15 protein-coding genes are annotated in these 14,874 nt (G+C 70.8%); 3 read left to right on the forward strand and 12 right to left on the reverse strand.

All coding sequences use genetic code 11. From position 1 onward, the window contains the following. Nucleotides 1-534: 534 nt before the first annotated feature. The gene (trpS, locus tag BZY54_RS43750; RefSeq protein ID WP_086730936.1) at nt 535-1,530 is read left to right on the forward strand and encodes a tryptophan--tRNA ligase; all 996 of its coding nucleotides are present in this window, start codon (nt 535-537) and stop codon (nt 1,528-1,530) included. A gap of 46 nt (nt 1,531-1,576) precedes the next feature. On the opposite strand, the gene proC is transcribed toward trpS, so the two are convergent. The 8 genes from proC to BZY54_RS43790 form a co-directional block, all read right to left on the reverse strand. Next, a complete protein-coding gene (gene proC / locus BZY54_RS43755) occupies nt 1,577-2,386 on the reverse strand; it encodes a pyrroline-5-carboxylate reductase (RefSeq protein ID WP_086730924.1) in 810 nt (269 codons plus the stop codon). Nucleotides 2,387-2,483: 97 nt separating this feature from the next. After that, nucleotides 2,484-3,269, reverse strand: coding sequence for an ABC transporter permease (locus BZY54_RS43760; RefSeq protein WP_086730925.1), 786 nt, complete (start codon nt 3,267-3,269; stop codon nt 2,484-2,486). Continuing rightward, on the reverse strand, nt 3,266-4,072 hold the full coding sequence (locus tag BZY54_RS43765; protein WP_208640951.1) for an ABC transporter ATP-binding protein: 807 nt from the start codon (nt 4,070-4,072) through the stop codon (nt 3,266-3,268). The genes BZY54_RS43760 and BZY54_RS43765 overlap by 4 nt, the downstream gene beginning before the upstream one ends. Before the next feature lie 61 nt (nt 4,073-4,133). After that, on the reverse strand, nt 4,134-4,928 hold the full coding sequence (locus BZY54_RS43770) for a class I SAM-dependent methyltransferase (RefSeq protein ID WP_086730926.1): 795 nt from the start codon (nt 4,926-4,928) through the stop codon (nt 4,134-4,136). Nucleotides 4,929-5,003: 75 nt separating this feature from the next. Then, on the reverse strand, nt 5,004-5,525 hold the full coding sequence (locus tag BZY54_RS43775; protein ID WP_167414174.1) for an EamA/RhaT family transporter: 522 nt from the start codon (nt 5,523-5,525) through the stop codon (nt 5,004-5,006). A gap of 43 nt (nt 5,526-5,568) precedes the next feature. Then, nucleotides 5,569-5,910 carry an SH3 domain-containing protein gene (locus tag BZY54_RS43780; protein ID WP_107419979.1) on the reverse strand — a complete coding sequence of 114 codons (342 nt, stop codon included), beginning with the start codon at nt 5,908-5,910 and terminating at the stop codon, nt 5,569-5,571. A 19-nt stretch (nt 5,911-5,929) separates the two neighbouring features. Beyond that, nucleotides 5,930-6,283, reverse strand: a complete 354-nt coding sequence (locus tag BZY54_RS43785; protein ID WP_086730927.1) for an SH3 domain-containing protein — start codon at nt 6,281-6,283, stop codon at nt 5,930-5,932. 32 nt (nt 6,284-6,315) lie between these two features. Beyond that, nucleotides 6,316-6,630 carry an SH3 domain-containing protein gene (locus BZY54_RS43790; protein ID WP_086730928.1) on the reverse strand — a complete coding sequence of 105 codons (315 nt, stop codon included), beginning with the start codon at nt 6,628-6,630 and terminating at the stop codon, nt 6,316-6,318. A 181-nt stretch (nt 6,631-6,811) separates the two neighbouring features. On the opposite strand from BZY54_RS43790, the gene BZY54_RS43795 reads away from it, so the two are divergent. Then, on the forward strand, nt 6,812-8,902 hold the full coding sequence (locus BZY54_RS43795) for a serine/threonine-protein kinase (protein WP_086730929.1): 2,091 nt from the start codon (nt 6,812-6,814) through the stop codon (nt 8,900-8,902). Nucleotides 8,903-8,963: 61 nt separating this feature from the next. Here BZY54_RS43795 and ilvD read toward each other — a convergent pair whose 3' ends face one another. From ilvD to BZY54_RS43815, 4 genes are all read right to left on the reverse strand, one after another. Beyond that, the gene (gene ilvD, locus BZY54_RS43800; protein WP_086730930.1) at nt 8,964-10,817 is read right to left on the reverse strand and encodes a dihydroxy-acid dehydratase; all 1,854 of its coding nucleotides are present in this window, start codon (nt 10,815-10,817) and stop codon (nt 8,964-8,966) included. A 154-nt stretch (nt 10,818-10,971) separates the two neighbouring features. Beyond that, complete coding sequence (locus BZY54_RS43805) at nt 10,972-11,649, reverse strand: TetR/AcrR family transcriptional regulator (RefSeq protein ID WP_086730931.1); 678 nt, start codon at nt 11,647-11,649, stop codon at nt 10,972-10,974. Beyond that, nucleotides 11,646-12,470: a sugar phosphate isomerase/epimerase family protein gene (locus BZY54_RS43810; RefSeq protein WP_086730932.1), complete on the reverse strand. Its 825-nt coding sequence runs from the start codon at nt 12,468-12,470 to the stop codon at nt 11,646-11,648. Before BZY54_RS43810 ends, BZY54_RS43805 begins: the two co-directional genes overlap by 4 nt. Before the next feature lie 219 nt (nt 12,471-12,689). Next, nucleotides 12,690-13,622: a Ppx/GppA family phosphatase gene (locus BZY54_RS43815; protein ID WP_086730933.1), complete on the reverse strand. Its 933-nt coding sequence runs from the start codon at nt 13,620-13,622 to the stop codon at nt 12,690-12,692. A 143-nt stretch (nt 13,623-13,765) separates the two neighbouring features. On the opposite strand from BZY54_RS43815, the gene BZY54_RS43820 reads away from it, so the two are divergent. After that, nucleotides 13,766-14,620, forward strand: coding sequence for a DUF3109 family protein (locus tag BZY54_RS43820; RefSeq protein ID WP_107419981.1), 855 nt, complete (start codon nt 13,766-13,768; stop codon nt 14,618-14,620). Nucleotides 14,621-14,874 lie beyond the last annotated feature (254 nt).

Below are 14,874 nucleotides of genomic sequence, written 5' to 3' on the forward strand. Positions count from 1 at the left end.
CGCGTTTCCCTTTCCGGCGGTTCCGACTCTATCAGATCCTTTTTCGACCTGATCCCCAGTCAGCGGGGTTTGCCTTCCCGGCCGTTGAGCCGTTCCGACGAGTGAGACTTTAGCGGATTCCTTGCCCCCGAGCGAATCGGGGGCCGCGCTCTTCCGAACGCGGATTCCTCATTCCATAAATACGCACGCCAATGACACGCCGACAGACAGATTGCACGACTGCCGTCGAGTAGAGGTTGGTACTTACGGAGTGGCTGCCCGGGGACCGACCGGAGTCGACTCTCACGTCGGACAACTCGGAGAACAGTACGGACCCAGGTGGGGTGTGTCAAATCGCTGCGGAAGGGGGTGCCCGGGGCGTACCCTGTCGTCATGACTACGCGTACGTGTACCGAGTGGTGGCCCGCCTGACGGCGGCCGCGCTCACGTACGCATGCAACGGCCGCCGCCTCGGCGGCCGTTCTCGTTCCCCCTCCAGAACTCCCGGGGGCCGGCCGTCCGGGACGGCGGCCCCGACCAGGAGATGGAGTGGAGATGACACGGGTCTTCAGCGGCGTCAAGCCGACCGGGCACCTGACGCTCGGAAACTACCTGGGCGCCATGCGCCGGTGGGCCGAGGTGGACCAGCACCAGGCGGACGCCTTGTTCTGCGTCGTCGATCTGCACGCGCTGACCGTGGACCACGACCCCGCGCGGGTGCGCAGGCTGAGCCGGCAGGCGGCGACGCTGCTGCTGGCCGCGGGGCTCGATCCGCAGCTGTGCACCGTGTTCGTGCAGAGTCATGTGGACGAGCACGCGCGGCTGTCCTACCTGCTGGAGTGCGTGGCCACGGACGGCGAGATGCGGCGGATGATCCAGTACAAGGAGAAGGCCGCGCGCGAGCAGCAGCGGGGCGGGAGCGTACGGCTGTCGCTGCTGACGTATCCGGCGCTGATGGCGGCGGACATCCTGGCGTACGACACGGACGAGGTGCCGGTCGGAGAGGACCAGACGCAGCACGTGGAACTGGCCCGCGACCTGGCCGTGCGGTTCAACCATCGGTACGGGCACACGTTCGTGGTGCCGAGAGCGACCGCTCCGAAGGTGGCGGCACGGGTGATGAACCTGCAGCACCCGACGTCGAAGATGGGGAAGTCGGACGACTCCGGGCCGGGCATCGTCTATCTGCTGGACGAGCCGGACGTGGTGCGGAAGAAGGTCATGCGGGCGGTGACCGACAGCGGGCAGGAAGTCGTCTACGACCGGCAAGGGCGTCCCGGGGTGGCGAACCTGCTGGAGATTCTGGCCGCCTGCGAGGGCGGGGACCCGGAGCAGCTGAGCGGTGCGTACGAGACGTACGGCGCCTTGAAGAAGGACACCGCGGAGGCCGTCGTCGAACTCCTCAGGCCCGTACAGGAGCGGCACAGGGAGCTGTGTGCGGATCCCGCGTATGTGGAGGGGGTGTTGCGGGCGGGTGCGGAGAAGGCCCGGAAGATGGCGCGGCCGACGGTGGACGCGGCGTACCGGGCGATCGGGCTGCTGCCCGCCTGAGGGGCCGGTGAGCGGCGACCGCCCGGTGCCGTGGTCCGTGCCGGTGTCAGTTGTTGCCGGAGGCCAGCTCGCGGCTGCGGTCGCGGGCGGCCTCCAGTGCGGCGATGAGCGCGGCGCGTACTCCGTGGTTCTCGAGTTCCCGGATGGCGTTGATCGTCGTGCCGGCCGGTGAGGTGACGTTCTCGCGGAGCTTCACCGGGTGCTCCCCGCTGTCGCGGAGCATCACGGCGGCGCCGATGGCGGACTGGACGATCAGCTCGTGGGCCTTGTCGCGGGGCAGGCCCAGGAGGATGCCGGCGTCGGTCATGGCCTCGACCAGGTAGAAGAAGTACGCCGGGCCCGAGCCGGAGAGGGCGGTGCAGGCGTCCTGCTGGGACTCGGGGACGCGGAGCGTCTTGCCGACGGCGCCGAAGATCTCCTCGGCGTGGGCGAGGTGGTCGGCGGTGGCGTGGGTGCCGGCGGAGATGACGGACATCGCCTCGTCGACGAGGGCGGGGGTGTTCGTCATGACGCGGACGACGGGGGTGCCCGCGGCCAGGCGCTCCTCGAAGAAGGAGGTGGGGATGCCCGCAGCACCGCTGATGACCAGGCGGTCGGTGGGGATGTGCGGGGCGAGTTCGTCGAGGAGGGTGCCCATGTCCTGGGGCTTGACCGTGAGGATCAGGGTGTCGGCGGTCTTCGCTGCCTCCGGGTTGGTGACCGGGCTGACTCCGTAGCGGGCGCGGAGTTCCTCGGCCCGTTCGGGGCGGCGGGCGGTGACCAGGAGGTCGGAGGGGGCCCAGCCGGCCCGGATCATTCCGCTGAGCAGGGCTTCGCCGATCTTGCCGGTGCCGAGGACTGCGACTTTCTGGCTCATGGGGTTCATCCTCGCACCGGCGGTGCGGAGTGCGGCGGGTTGTCCGTCAGGCGGAACGTCGTCGGGTGGCGGTGCGGCCCGCGCACGTCGGGCGGGTCTATGCCGTGCGCCGCCTGAGGGTCGCCGCTCCCAGGCCCAGGACCAGCAGGGCGCAGCCGGCCACGATCAGTACGTCCCGGACGAATGTCGCGGTGACGTCGGTGTGGCGCATGACCTCGTTCATGCCGTCGACGGCGTAGGACATGGGCAGGACGTCGGAGATGGCCTCCAGGACGGGGTGCATGCGGGAGCGGGGGGTGAACAGGCCGCAGAGGAGGAGTTGGGGGAAGATCACGGCCGGCATGAACTGGACCGCCTGGAACTCGGAGGCCGCGAAGGCGGAGACGAAGAGTCCGAGGGCCGTGCCGAGCAGCGCGTCGAGGAGGGCCACCAGGAGGAGGAGCCATGCGGAGCCGGTGACCTTCAGACCCAGGACCCAGAGCGCCAGGCCGGTGGCGAGGGCGGACTGGATGATCGCGAGGACGCCGAAGGCGAGGGCGTAGCCGGCGATGAGGTCGCCCTTGCCCAGTGGCATGGCGAGGAGGCGTTCGAGGGTGCCGGAGGTGCGCTCGCGCAGGGTGGCGATCGAGGTCACGAGGAACATCGTGATGAGCGGGAAGATGCCGAGGAGCGAGGCGCCGATGTTGTCGAAGGTGCGCGGGCTGCTGTCGAAGACGTAGCGCAGCAGGACCAGCATGACGCAGGGGACCAGCATCAGCAGCGCGATGGTGCGGGGGTCGTGGCGGAGCTGGCGCAGTACGCGGGCCGCGGTGGCGGTGGTGCGGGAGGCGCTGAGGGCGCGGGCCGGGGCGTGGGCCGCCACGGGGGCGTGGGTGGTGGTCATCGTGCTGTCTCCTTGGCGCGGCCTGCGGCGACCGCCTCGTCCACCAGGTGCAGGAAGGCGGCTTCGACGGTCTCGGTGCCGGTGCGGGAGCGGAGCGCCTGCGGGGTGTCCTCGGCGAGGATGCGGCCGTCGCGCATGAGGAGGAGGCGGTGGCAGCGCTCGGCCTCGTCCATGACGTGGGAGGACACGAGGAGAGTGGTGCCTCGGGTCGCGGCGATGTCGTGGAAGAGGTGCCACAGGTCGCGGCGCAGGACGGGGTCGAGGCCGACCGTGGGTTCGTCGAGGACGAGCAGTTCGGGGGTGCCGAGGAGGGCGACCGCGAGGGAGACGCGGCTTCGCTGGCCGCCGGAGAGATTGCCGGCGAGGGCGTCCGCGTGGCTGGTGAGGTCGACGTCGGCGATGGCCCTGGTGACGTTGTCGTGCCGGCGTTCGGCTGCCGCGTGGCCCGGATCGAGGATGGCGGCGAAGTAGTCGAGGTTCTGGCGGACGGTCAGGTCGTCGTAGACGGAGGGGTGCTGGGTGACGTAGCCGATGCGGGTGCGCAGCGCGGGGTGGCCGGCCGGGTGACCGAGGACCTCCAGGGCGCCGCTGACGTGGGCCTGGGTGCCGACGATCGCGCGCATGAGGGTCGACTTGCCGCAGCCGGAGGGGCCGAGCAGGCCGGTGATCCGGCCGCGCGGGACGGTGAAGTCCAGGCCGTGCAGGACCGTGCGGGGACCGCGGACTGCGGTGAGGCCCTCGGCGTGGACGGCGTGGGTGTGCGGGTCGGGTGGCCGGGAGGGGTCGTCGACATTATTCATCATGTGATGATTAATGCGCGTGGCGGGACCGTCGTCAAGGGGTGCCGAAGGTGACGTACGCGTCTCAGGGCTTGGTGGCGACGAGGAGGAGGACGTCGTAGGTCTCCTCGACGATGCCGTCGGGGAAGAGGTTCAGCAGGTGGCCGCGCTCGGCGGCGAGGAAGGAGGTCTTGCGTTCCTCGGGGCAGACGAGGAAGACCGAGTGGCTGCCGAGGTTGGCGAGGTGGGTGTCGAGGGGGACGCGGCGGCTCCAGCGCACCTCACGGCGGGTGAAGCGGAGGCGTCCGCTGGGGTCGGCCAGTTCGGTGCGGGCGGCGCGCTGCTTCTCGGCGGGGACGTCGATGCCGAAGAAACGGCCGACGCGACGGCCTGCCTCGGCGATCCACTCGATGTCGAGGGCGTCGGTGTTCCACCACAGCGCGAGCGCGCCGCCGGGGCGCAGCACGCGCAGAGCCTCCGGCACGGACCGGGTGGTGTCGGTCCAGTGCCATGCCTGGGCGTAGGTGAGGAGGTCGGCGGAGGCGTCGGCGAGGGGGAGGGCGTCGCCGTTGCCGCGCACGATCGGGATGCCGGGGTGGGTCCGGCGGAACTGCGCGGCCATGCCCTCGCCGGGTTCGACGGCCAGCACATCGGCGCCGCGCGCGTGCAGGAGGGCGGTCGCGATGCCCGTACCGGCGCCGATGTCCGCGACGCGCGCGCCGGCGAGGCGGCGGCCGGAGAGTTCCTCAACGGCGTCGAGGAGCGCGGGCGGGTAGGAGGGGCGGTTGGCGGCGTACTGGGCCGCGGCGGCGTTGAAGGAGTGGGCCCGGCTGGCGTGGAGGGGCTGGGAGCCCTGGGCGGGCGAAGGCGATGCGGTCATACGGCCATGATCGGACGGTCCTGCGGCCGTGCACAGGGGACTTCTCCCACAGGCGCCGCGCGCGAGCGTGTCGGGTCAGGAGCGGCGGCGCTTCTTCGACGGGTTCCCGGACCGGCGGGTGGCGCGGCGTTCGTACTGCTCGCGGGCCTGCTGGTACTCCTGGCGGTGCAGCTTCTCCCCGGGGGCCTCGGTGAGCGAGCGGAAGAAGTAGGCGAGGAGGGAGCCGATGAAGCCGATGGCGAGCAGGCCGCGCAGGGAGGCCTGGCGGTCGGGGTCGGGGCGCTTGGTGAAGCCGTCCCAGGTGTGCCGGAAGGCGAGCGCGCTGCACACGGCGAACATGACGACGACCAGGAGCGTGACGAAGGCGCCCGAGTCGGCGATCTGAAGCCCCTCGTAGGCGAAACGGAGCACGAAACAGGCGGCCGCGGCGGCGAGGAGCGAGCCGGCGGCGACGCCGGCGCGGCGGGCCGCGTACCCGTTGTCGTGGTTCACCCAGGCGGTGCCGAAGAATCGCAGGGGCTCGGGCCGGGGGCCGACGGCGTCGGCGGGCGCCATGAAGCCCGCGGTCGTGTCCGGGGTGCGGTTCTCGTCGCTCACGGGACGATTATCGCCCCCGGGCGGCCGCGGGCTCTGGGCGGGATCAGGCGCAGCGGGGGGCGACGTAGCCGTCGCTGCCGGTGTGCACGTAGGTGTCGGAGACGTACTGGCCGTTGCCTATGTTGTCCCAGATGTTGGAGGTGCCGTAGTAGCCCGACACCGTCGTCCCCGGGGTCTGGCAGTAGACGGGGACCTGGGCGCCCTCGGGAAGGACACGGACGATGCCGTAGCCGGTGCCGGGGCCGCTGCGGACGTTGAGCGTGACACCCGGAGCGACCGGGTAGTACGCGGTCGCGCTCGCGGTCGTCGAACCACCCAGGACCAGCAGGCAGGCTCCCGCGGCGGCGCCTGCGACCAAGGCGGATCGGCGTCTGAGGAATCTCATGGTGACCTTTCGGCAGTCCTCAGCCGCAGCGCGAGGCGACATAGCCGTCGCTGCCGGTGTACACGTAGGCGTCGGAGACGTACTGGCCGTTGTCGATGTTGTCCCAGATGTTCGAGGTGCCGTAAGGACCGGTCACGGTCGTGCCCGGCGTCTGGCAGAAGATCGGGACTTGGCTGCCTGCCGGCAGCACGCGGACGATGCTGTAGCCGGTCCCCGGGCCGCTGCGGACGTTGAGCGTGACACCCGGGGCGATCGGGTAGGTGCGGACTGTCGCTGCGGTCGCGCTCGCGGTCGTGGAACCACCCAGGACCAGCAGGCAGGCTCCCGCGGCGGCGCCTGCGACCAAGGCGGATCGGCGCCTCAGGGACCTCATGTGCAACCCAACCTTTCAGCGGTCAGCGGTCATCAGGCACAGCGCGGAGCGACGTAGCCGTCGCTGCCGGTGTAGACGTACGCGTCCGAGACGAACTCGGAGTCGTCGATGTTGTCCCAGACGTTGGAGGTGCCGTAAGGACCGGTCACCGTGGTGCCCGTGGTCTGGCAGAAGATCGGGACTTTGGCGCCCTCGGTCAGGACGCGGACGATGGCGTAGCCGGTGCCGGGGCCGCGGCGAACGTTGAGACGGACTCCCGGTGCGACCGAGTAGTAGCGCAGAGCCGCCGCCGCGACGGCCTCCGACTGCTCCTGACCGTCGGTCTCATCGGTGCGGTCGACAGACATGAAGAACCCTCCCCCGTTGGACCTCACAGCTTCATGAGGCCACGCTGATAGCCATGGAACGCGCGACGAAACACGCGTTCGCAACTCGCACCCGGAGGCTAGCAAGCCGCCTCGGCCCCGTACGAGTCATCGACTAGGGTCGGTGCGTCGCGCGCGCGGACAAAGAGCACGGGGGTGGTCCATGACGCCACAGCGCAACACCGGAGCGGGCGCGGAAGCGGAACTTCCGGAATACGCCGGGCACTACCGGCTGGAGTCGTGCCTCGGCTCCGGCGGCATGGGCGTCGTGCACCTGGCCCACAGCGCTTCCGGGCTGAAGCTCGCGGTGAAGGTCGTGCACGCCGAGTTCGCCAGGGATCCCGAGTTCAGAGGTCGGTTCCGTCAGGAGGTGGCGGCCGCCCGGAGGGTGAGTGGCGCCTTCACAGCACCGGTCGTCGACGCCGATCCGGAAGCCGACCGGCCGTGGATGGCCACGCTGTTCATACCAGGACTGTCGCTCTCCGAACATGTCAAGCGGAACGGCCCCATGGACCCTGGTCAGTTGCGCCGACTGATGGCTGGGCTTGCGGAGGCGCTGCGCGACATCCATCGGGCCGGGGTTGTGCACCGGGACCTGAAACCGAGCAACGTGCTGCTCGCCGGGGACGGACCGAAGGTCATCGACTTCGGCATTTCCCGACCGAAAGACAGCGAACTACGCACCGAGACGGGCAAGTTGATCGGTACCCCACCGTTCATGGCGCCCGAGCAGTTCCGGCGACCACGGGATGTGGGCCCGGCGGCCGACATCTTTGCGCTCGGATCTTTGATGGTGCACGCGGCGACGGGACGTGGGCCGTTCGACTCCGACAGTCCGTACGTCGTCGCCTACCAGGTCGTGCATGACGAGCCGGACCTGACCGGCGTGCCGGAGAGTCTCGCACCGCTCGTCCTGCGCTGCCTCGCGAAGGAACCCGAGAACCGGCCCACACCGGGCGAGTTGATGCAGGACCTGCGACTGGTGGCGGCTTCGTACGACACACAGGCCTTCATCCCGGCTCAGCGGGCGGGGCAATCGCCGGAGCCGAAGGGCCGTGCCACGGATTCCAAGAGGCGGCCCCGGAGACGTGTCCACAGGCTGGCGGGCCTGGCTCTGGGGGTGCTCAGTCTTGTCGCGGGCGGTGCGTTCGCGGCGGTCCAGTTGTTCGGGGACGGACCTCCCACCGTGCACGCGGCCGGTCCGCGCAGCGCGCCGGCCTCCTTCGCCGGGTGGGACGTGAAAGCTCCCGGACGCGCGGGTGCGCCGCAGTGTTCCTACACGTCCGGGAAGCTGCTCTGCGCGCAGACCGGAGTGGTCTTCGCGCTCTCCGCTTCCGACGGCACCTTGTTGTGGCGGCACTCGGCGCCCAAGGGACGTCCAGGCGGACCGCCGGTCATGTCGGGCGGGCTCGTTCAGCCTTCGCTGGACGGTGGTCGTCACCTGGAAGCGCTCGATCCGGCGTCGGGTCGTCCGCGCTGGCAGCGAAATGTGCCCCCGTACGCCGGGATCCAGCAAGCCGGCGGCATGCTCCTGCTCACCCGTGCCGATGGGACTGTCACCGGTGTGGACAGTGCCACCGGCAGGACCACGTGGAGCCGGCGGATTCCCGGCTACGCCCAGCCGTCCCTCGCGGCCTTCCCCGCCGACCCGTTGGTGTACGCGGCGAGCGCCTCGAACCAGGGAACGCGAACGCGAGTCACGGCCGTGGATCCGAAGACGGGCGATGTCCGGTTCGACGTGCGGCTCGACGGCTACCTGAAGCCCGTCGGCGCGGAGGGCGGATCCGTGTTCTTCGCCGACGGCAGCGCCGCCTACGAAGACGTGCGGGCCGTGGTCCGGTACACCCCCGCGACCGGTGAGCAGCGACGCGTGCCGCTGCCGTACCCGCTCGAGCGTCCGCGTTTCTCCCTCCACGGAAGCGTCGTCCACGTCCTGGGCGCCGGCGGCGCGTTGCTGGCAGTGGACCTGGAGGCGCGGGTTCAACGCTGGAGCCTCCAGACGGCTGTCTCACGGGGCTCCGTCCCCGTCGCCGGCCCCGGTCGCGTCTACTTCAGTGCCGCGGACGGCCGACTACTGGCGGTGGACGCACGTACGGGCAGACTGCTGGGTCAGACGCGGGCCCGGCTCGACGCGAACTCGGGCGAGCTCGCCACCGCGGTGCCCGCACCGGTGGCCGTCGGCAACCGGGTCTACGGAACGGCCCCCGACGGCACCGTCTTCGCCGTCGGCGGAAACGATCCGTCGGCCTGGTGACATGGCGAAAGGGCCGCCCCGCAAGGAGCGGCCCTTCTCGCAGTCGGCGGGCGGTGGGTGCTCAGCCCAGCTTCGTCACGTCCCGCACCGCGCCCTTGTCCGCGCTGGTCGCCATCGCGGCGTACGCGCGCAGGGCGGCCGAGACCTTGCGGTCGCGGTTCTTCGGGGCGTACGCGCCGCCCACGGCCTGCTCGCGGCGGGAGAGCTCCTCCTCGTCCACCAGCAGCTCGATGGAGCGGTTCGGGATGTCGATGCGGATGCGGTCGCCGTCCTCGACGAGCGCGATCGTGCCGCCGGAGGCCGCCTCGGGGGACGCGTGGCCGATGGACAGGCCCGAGGTGCCGCCGGAGAAGCGGCCGTCGGTGATCAGGGCGCAGCTCTTGCCCAGGCCGCGGCCCTTCAGGTACGAGGTCGGGTAGAGCATCTCCTGCATACCGGGGCCGCCCTTGGGGCCCTCGTAGCGGATGACGACGACGTCGCCCTCCTTGACCTGCTGGGTGAGGATCTTCTGGACGGCCTCTTCCTGCGACTCGCAGACGACCGCCGGGCCCTCGAAGGTCCAGATCGACTCGTCGACGCCGGCGGTCTTCACCACGCAGCCGTCCACGGCGAGGTTGCCCTTGAGGACTGCCAGGCCGCCGTCCTTGCTGTACGCGTGCTCCACGGAGCGGATGCAGCCGCTCTCGCCGTCGGTGTCCAGGGCCTCCCAGCGCTCGGACTGGGAGAAGGCCTCGGCGGAGCGGACGCAGCCGGGGGCCGCGTGCCACAGCTCGACCGCGTCCGCGGAGGGGGAGCCGCCGCGGACGTCCCAAGTCTTCAGCCAGTCGGCCAGGGACGGGCTGTGCACGGCGTGCACGTCCTCGTTGAGCAGGCCGGCCCGGTGCAGCTCGCCGAGCAGGGCGGGGATGCCGCCGGCGCGGTGCACGTCCTCCATGTAGTACGTGCGGTCCTTGGCGACGTTCGGGGCGACCTTCGCCAGGCAGGGGACGCGGCGCGAGACCGCGTCGATCTGCTCCAGGCCGAAGGGGACGCCAGCCTCCTGGGCCGCGGCCAGCAGGTGCAGGATCGTGTTGGTGGAGCCGCCCATCGCGATGTCCAGGGCCATCGCGTTCTCGAAGGCCTGGAACGTGGCGATGCTGCGGGGCAGGACCGTCTCGTCGTCCTGCTCGTAGTGGCGGCGGGTGATGTCCATGACCGTGCGGGCCGCGTCCTCGTACAGCGCCCTGCGGGCCGTGTGGGTGGCGAGGACCGAGCCGTTGCCGGGCAGGGAGAGGCCGATCGCCTCGGTCAGGCAGTTCATCGAGTTGGCGGTGAACATGCCGGAGCAGCTGCCGCAGGTCGGACAGGCGTTCTCCTCGATGCGGAGGATGTCCTCGTCGGAGATCTTGTCGTTGGCGGCGTCGGCGATGGCGTCGATCAGGTCGAGCGTGCGGACGGTGCCGTCGACCAGGGTGGCGCGGCCGGCCTCCATGGGGCCGCCGGAGACGAAGACCGTCGGGATGTTCAGGCGCAGGGCCGCCATCAGCATGCCCGGGGTGATCTTGTCGCAGTTGGAGATGCAGACCAAGGCGTCGGCGCAGTGGGCCTCGACCATGTACTCGACGCTGTCGGCGATCAGGTCGCGGGAGGGCAGCGAGTACAGCATGCCGCCGTGGCCCATCGCGATGCCGTCGTCGACCGCGATGGTGTTGAACTCGCGCGGGATGCCGCCCGCCTCCCGGACCGCCTCGCTGACGATCCGGCCGACCGGCTGGAGGTGGGTGTGGCCGGGCACGAACTCGGTGAAGCTGTTGGCGATGGCGATGATCGGCTTCCGGCCGATGTCCGCACCGGGTACACCGGAGGCACGCATAAGGGCGCGGGCGCCCGCCATGTTGCGGCCGTGGGTGACTGTGCGGGACCTCAGCTCGGGCATCGTCGCTCGCTCCTTCGGAGAGTTCTGCCGGAGAGTTCTGCCGGGAAGTCGTGGCATCGTGGCAGAGTTCTGACGGAGTCGAGCCTACGCCGGTCATCCACGAGGCGGGACGCTGTGTCCGGAATGCGGGACGCGTGTCTCGGGCGGGGCGGGTTCACGGCCCCGTGAAGTGCCCCTGCACCACCGGTGCCACACGCGCGATGATCTGCTCCACGTCCGCCGACGCCAGCGGCTCCAGCCTGATCACGTACCGCAGCATCGCGCACCCCACCAGCTGCGCGGCCGCCAGTTCGGCACGCAGCTCCGCGTCCGGCGTGTCGAGCCGGCCGGCGATACGGCGCAGCAGCTGGGAGGCGACCAGGCGGCGGAAGACCGCGGCCGCGGTGTCGTTGTTCATCGCCGAGCGGACGATCGCCAGCAGGGGCGTGCGGGTGGTGGGGTTCTCCCAGATGCCGAAGAAGAAGCGGGTCAGGCGTTCACCGGCGCCCTCCAGCGGGGCGTCGGCGAGCGCGTACGACGCGTTCAGGGCGGGCGCGAAGGCGACCTCGATCGCCGCTTCGAACACCTGCTCCTTGGTGCCGAAGTAGTGGTGGACGAGGGCCGAGTCGACTCCGGCCGCCTTGGCGATGCCGCGTACGGACGTCTTCTCGTAGCCACGCTCGGAGAACTCCTCGCGGGCCGCGGTCAGGATGTGATCGCGGGTGTCCCCCGCCTCCTCCCGCCGGGGGCGCCCACGACCCCGACCACTCCGGCCGGCCGCGGCGGATCCCCGGCCGCCCGCACCGGCGCCCCGGTCGGTCGCGCCGGCGCCCCGGCTGGTCGTGTCGGTCATCGCCCGGGCACCCGCGCGGCCGAGGCCAGGTGGAGCCGGGTGAAGGCGAGGGCCTCGGCGAGGTCGGCCTCGCGCTCCGCGCTGGACATGGCACGGCGGGTGTTGACCTCGATGACGACATGGCCGTCGAAACCGGAGGTGGCGAGACGTTCCAGCAGCTCGGCGCAGGGCTGACTGCCGCGGCCGGGCACGAGGTGCTCGTCCTTCGCCGAGCCCTTGCCGTCGGCGAGGTGGACGTGTCCGAGGCGGTCGCCCATGCGGTCGACCATCCCCAGCGCGTCGGTGCGGGCCGTGGCGGCATGGCTGAGATCGATCGTGAAGTGACGGTAGTCGTCCTTCGTGACGTCCCAGTCGGGGGCGTAGGCGAGCATCTCGCGGTCACGGTAGCGCCACGGGTACATGTTCTCGACGGCGAACCGCACATCCGTCTCGTTCGCCATCCGCCAGATGCCGGTGACGAAGTCACGGGCGTACTGGCGCTGCCAGCGGAACGGCGGGTGCACGACGACCGTGCTCGCGCCGAGCTTCTCCGCGGCCGCCCGGGCACGCTGGAGCTTGACCCAGGGATCGGTGGACCACACCCGCTGGGTGATCAGCAGACAGGGGGCGTGAACGGCGAGGATCGGTATCCGGTGGTAGTCGCTGAGCCTGCGCAGCGCGTCGAGGTCCTGGCTGACCGGGTCGGTCCACACCATCACCTCGACGCCGTCGTAGCCGAGGCGCGCGGCGATCTCGAAGGCCGTCGCCGTCGACTCCGGGTACACGGAGGCCGTCGACAGGGCGACCTTCGCATCCGGGATGCGCACGACGGGTTCCACCACGAGGGAAAGGTTACGGGGTGCGGTTGGGTGACGCGGGGTGCCTGTTGGCCGTTGAGGCGTTCGTCATGTTCGGCTGCGGGCGTCTGTTACCCATCGCACAGATCGTCGAGTGTTTATGCGCCGATCTACTCGAATATGCCGGAGATGTACAGCACTGAACCTATATGCCCGACATGCCCCGATCCTGCTCAGCCTGTCGGCACCCACGGCCCCGTGCGGCTACGCCGATCCCATGTGGTCCAAGCGCCGGAGGATCACTCCCTCGCGCAATGCCCACGGGCAGATCTCCAGCCGCTCCACGCCGAAGAGGTCCATCGCTGCCTCGGCGACCAGGGCGCCGGCCAGGAGCTGGCCCGCGCGGCCCTCGGAGACGCCGGGCAGCTCGGCACGCTCCTCGGTGGTCATGGCGGCCAGGCGCGGCACCCACGCCTCCAGGGACTCCCGTTTCAGCTCGCGCTGGACGTAGAGGCCCTCTGCCGACCGTGCGGCCCCGGCTATGCGTGCCAGCTGCCGGAACGTCTTGGAGGTGGCGACCACGTGGTCCGGGGCGCCGAGGCGGCTGAACTCGCCGACCGTCCGCGCGATCTCCGTGCGCACATGGCGGCGCAGGGCCCTGACGTCCTCCGGGTCGGGCGGATCGCCGTGCAGCCAGCCGGCGGTGAGGCGGCCCGCGCCGAGCGGCAGCGACCGGGCGGCGTCGGGCTCCTCGTCCATGCCGTACGCGATCTCCAGCGAGCCGCCGCCGATGTCCAGTACCAGCAGCTTCCCGGCGGACCAGCCGAACCAGCGGCGGGCGGCGAGGAAGGTGAGGCGCGCCTCCTCCTCGCCGGACAGCACCTGCAGCTCGACACCGGTCTCGGCCTGCACGCGCGCGAGGACGTCGTCGGCGTTGCCGGCCTCGCGCACGGCGGAGGTCGCGAACGGCAGCAGGTCCTCCACGCCTTTGTCCTCGGCGGCCTGGAGAGCGTCCCGGAGCACGGCGATCAGTTTGTCGACGCCTTCGGAGCCTATGCCGCCGCTTCCGTCGAGGAGCTGGGCGAGCCGCAGCTCCACCTTGTGCGAGTGCGCGGGCAGCGGGCGTGCGCCGGGGTGCGCGTCGACCACCAGCAGATGCACCGTGTTCGAACCCACGTCGAGGACACCGAGTCTCATATACGGAACGCTACTGCCACCCGGGTCGCGCTCCACCCCGGATACCCGGTCCACCTCCGCTCCGGGCGCATGGTCCGGCGCCGCCCCGGATACCCGCTCCGAGGCGGTCCCGGCCGGGGCGCCGAGCGACTTACCCTGGACGCGTGCCAAAGACGAAAAAGGCGAAGACCGATAAATCGGCGGCCTCCGCGGGCTCGGTGAAAGCGGCGAAGGCCGTGCGGCCGGAACCGAAGCGGAAGAAGGGCTCGGAGCCCGACGAGAAGGGGCTCGACTTCGCTCGGGCGTGGGTGGAATTCCCGGATCCGGCGGACGACGAGCAGGTCTTCCGCTGTGATCTGACATGGCTGACCTCTCGCTGGAACTGCATCTTCGGCAGCGGCTGCCAGGGCATCCAGGCGGGCCGCGCGGACGACGGATGCTGCACGCTGGGCGCCCACTTCTCGGACGAGGACGACGAGCAGCGGGTCGCCGAGCACGTGGCCAGGCTTACGCCGGACATCTGGCAGAACCACGCCGAGGGCACGAAGAACGGATGGGTCTCGCAGGACGAGGAGGGCTCCCGGCAGACCCGCCCCTTCCAGGGGTCCTGCATCTTCCAGAACCGGCCCGGTTTCCCCGGCGGCATGGGCTGCTCGCTGCACATCCTGGCGCTCCGGGAGGGCCGTGAGCCGCTGGAGACCAAGCCGGACGTGTGCTGGCAGCTGCCGATCCGGCGGACCTTCGAGTGGATCGACCGCCCCGACGACACGCGGGTGCTCCAGGTGTCGATCGGCGAGTACGACCGCCGGGGCTGGGGCCCGGGCGGTCACGACCTGCACTGGTGGTGCACCTCGGCCACGTCGGCGCACGGCGCGGGCGATCCCGTGTACGTCTCCTACCGGGCGGAGCTGACCGAGCTGATGGGCAAGGCCGGCTACGACCGCCTGGTCGAGCTGTGCGAGGAACGGCTGGCCTCCCAGCTGCCGCTGCTGGCACCGCACCCGGCGGATCCCGCCTGACCCGGCGGCGCCACCGGCAGATCCCGCCTGACCTCGCGGGGCCGATCAGCACACCTACGACCTCTCGTTTGGATCATGCGGGGCTCGCGGGGCCTGGCACCGCGCCCCGCCGCGTTGTCGTCGGTTGCCATGGCTCCGCCATGACGCCCTCCTCCGCCTTGCGCTCCTCCCCCACCCACTGCCTGAACAGCGTGGGAGGTACCTCCAGCACCAGACCCCGCTCCCTGTTCCGGCCTGATCCGAACGAAAGACCC

This window comes from Streptomyces carpinensis, assembly GCF_002154505.1.
GTDB classification, from domain to species: domain Bacteria; phylum Actinomycetota; class Actinomycetes; order Streptomycetales; family Streptomycetaceae; genus Streptomyces; species Streptomyces carpinensis.

Excerpts from the sequence above, each read along its gene's own strand:
- trpS (WP_086730936.1), top strand. The coding sequence starts at position 535 with ATGACACGGGTCTTCAGCGGCGTCAAGCCGACCGGGCACCTGACGCTC.
- proC (WP_086730924.1), bottom strand. The coding sequence starts at position 2,386 with ATGAGCCAGAAAGTCGCAGTCCTCGGCACCGGCAAGATCGGCGAAGCC.
- BZY54_RS43760 (WP_086730925.1), bottom strand. The coding sequence starts at position 3,269 with ATGACCACCACCCACGCCCCCGTGGCGGCCCACGCCCCGGCCCGCGCC.
- BZY54_RS43765 (WP_208640951.1), bottom strand. The coding sequence starts at position 4,072 with ATGATGAATAATGTCGACGACCCCTCCCGGCCACCCGACCCGCACACC.
- BZY54_RS43770 (WP_086730926.1), bottom strand. The coding sequence starts at position 4,928 with ATGACCGCATCGCCTTCGCCCGCCCAGGGCTCCCAGCCCCTCCACGCC.
- BZY54_RS43780 (WP_107419979.1), bottom strand. The coding sequence starts at position 5,910 with ATGAGATTCCTCAGACGCCGATCCGCCTTGGTCGCAGGCGCCGCCGCG.
- BZY54_RS43785 (WP_086730927.1), bottom strand. The coding sequence starts at position 6,283 with ATGAGGTCCCTGAGGCGCCGATCCGCCTTGGTCGCAGGCGCCGCCGCG.
- BZY54_RS43790 (WP_086730928.1), bottom strand. The coding sequence starts at position 6,630 with ATGTCTGTCGACCGCACCGATGAGACCGACGGTCAGGAGCAGTCGGAG.
- BZY54_RS43795 (WP_086730929.1), top strand. The coding sequence starts at position 6,812 with ATGACGCCACAGCGCAACACCGGAGCGGGCGCGGAAGCGGAACTTCCG.
- ilvD (WP_086730930.1), bottom strand. The coding sequence starts at position 10,817 with ATGCCCGAGCTGAGGTCCCGCACAGTCACCCACGGCCGCAACATGGCG.
- BZY54_RS43805 (WP_086730931.1), bottom strand. The coding sequence starts at position 11,649 with ATGACCGACACGACCAGCCGGGGCGCCGGCGCGACCGACCGGGGCGCC.
- BZY54_RS43815 (WP_086730933.1), bottom strand. The coding sequence starts at position 13,622 with ATGAGACTCGGTGTCCTCGACGTGGGTTCGAACACGGTGCATCTGCTG.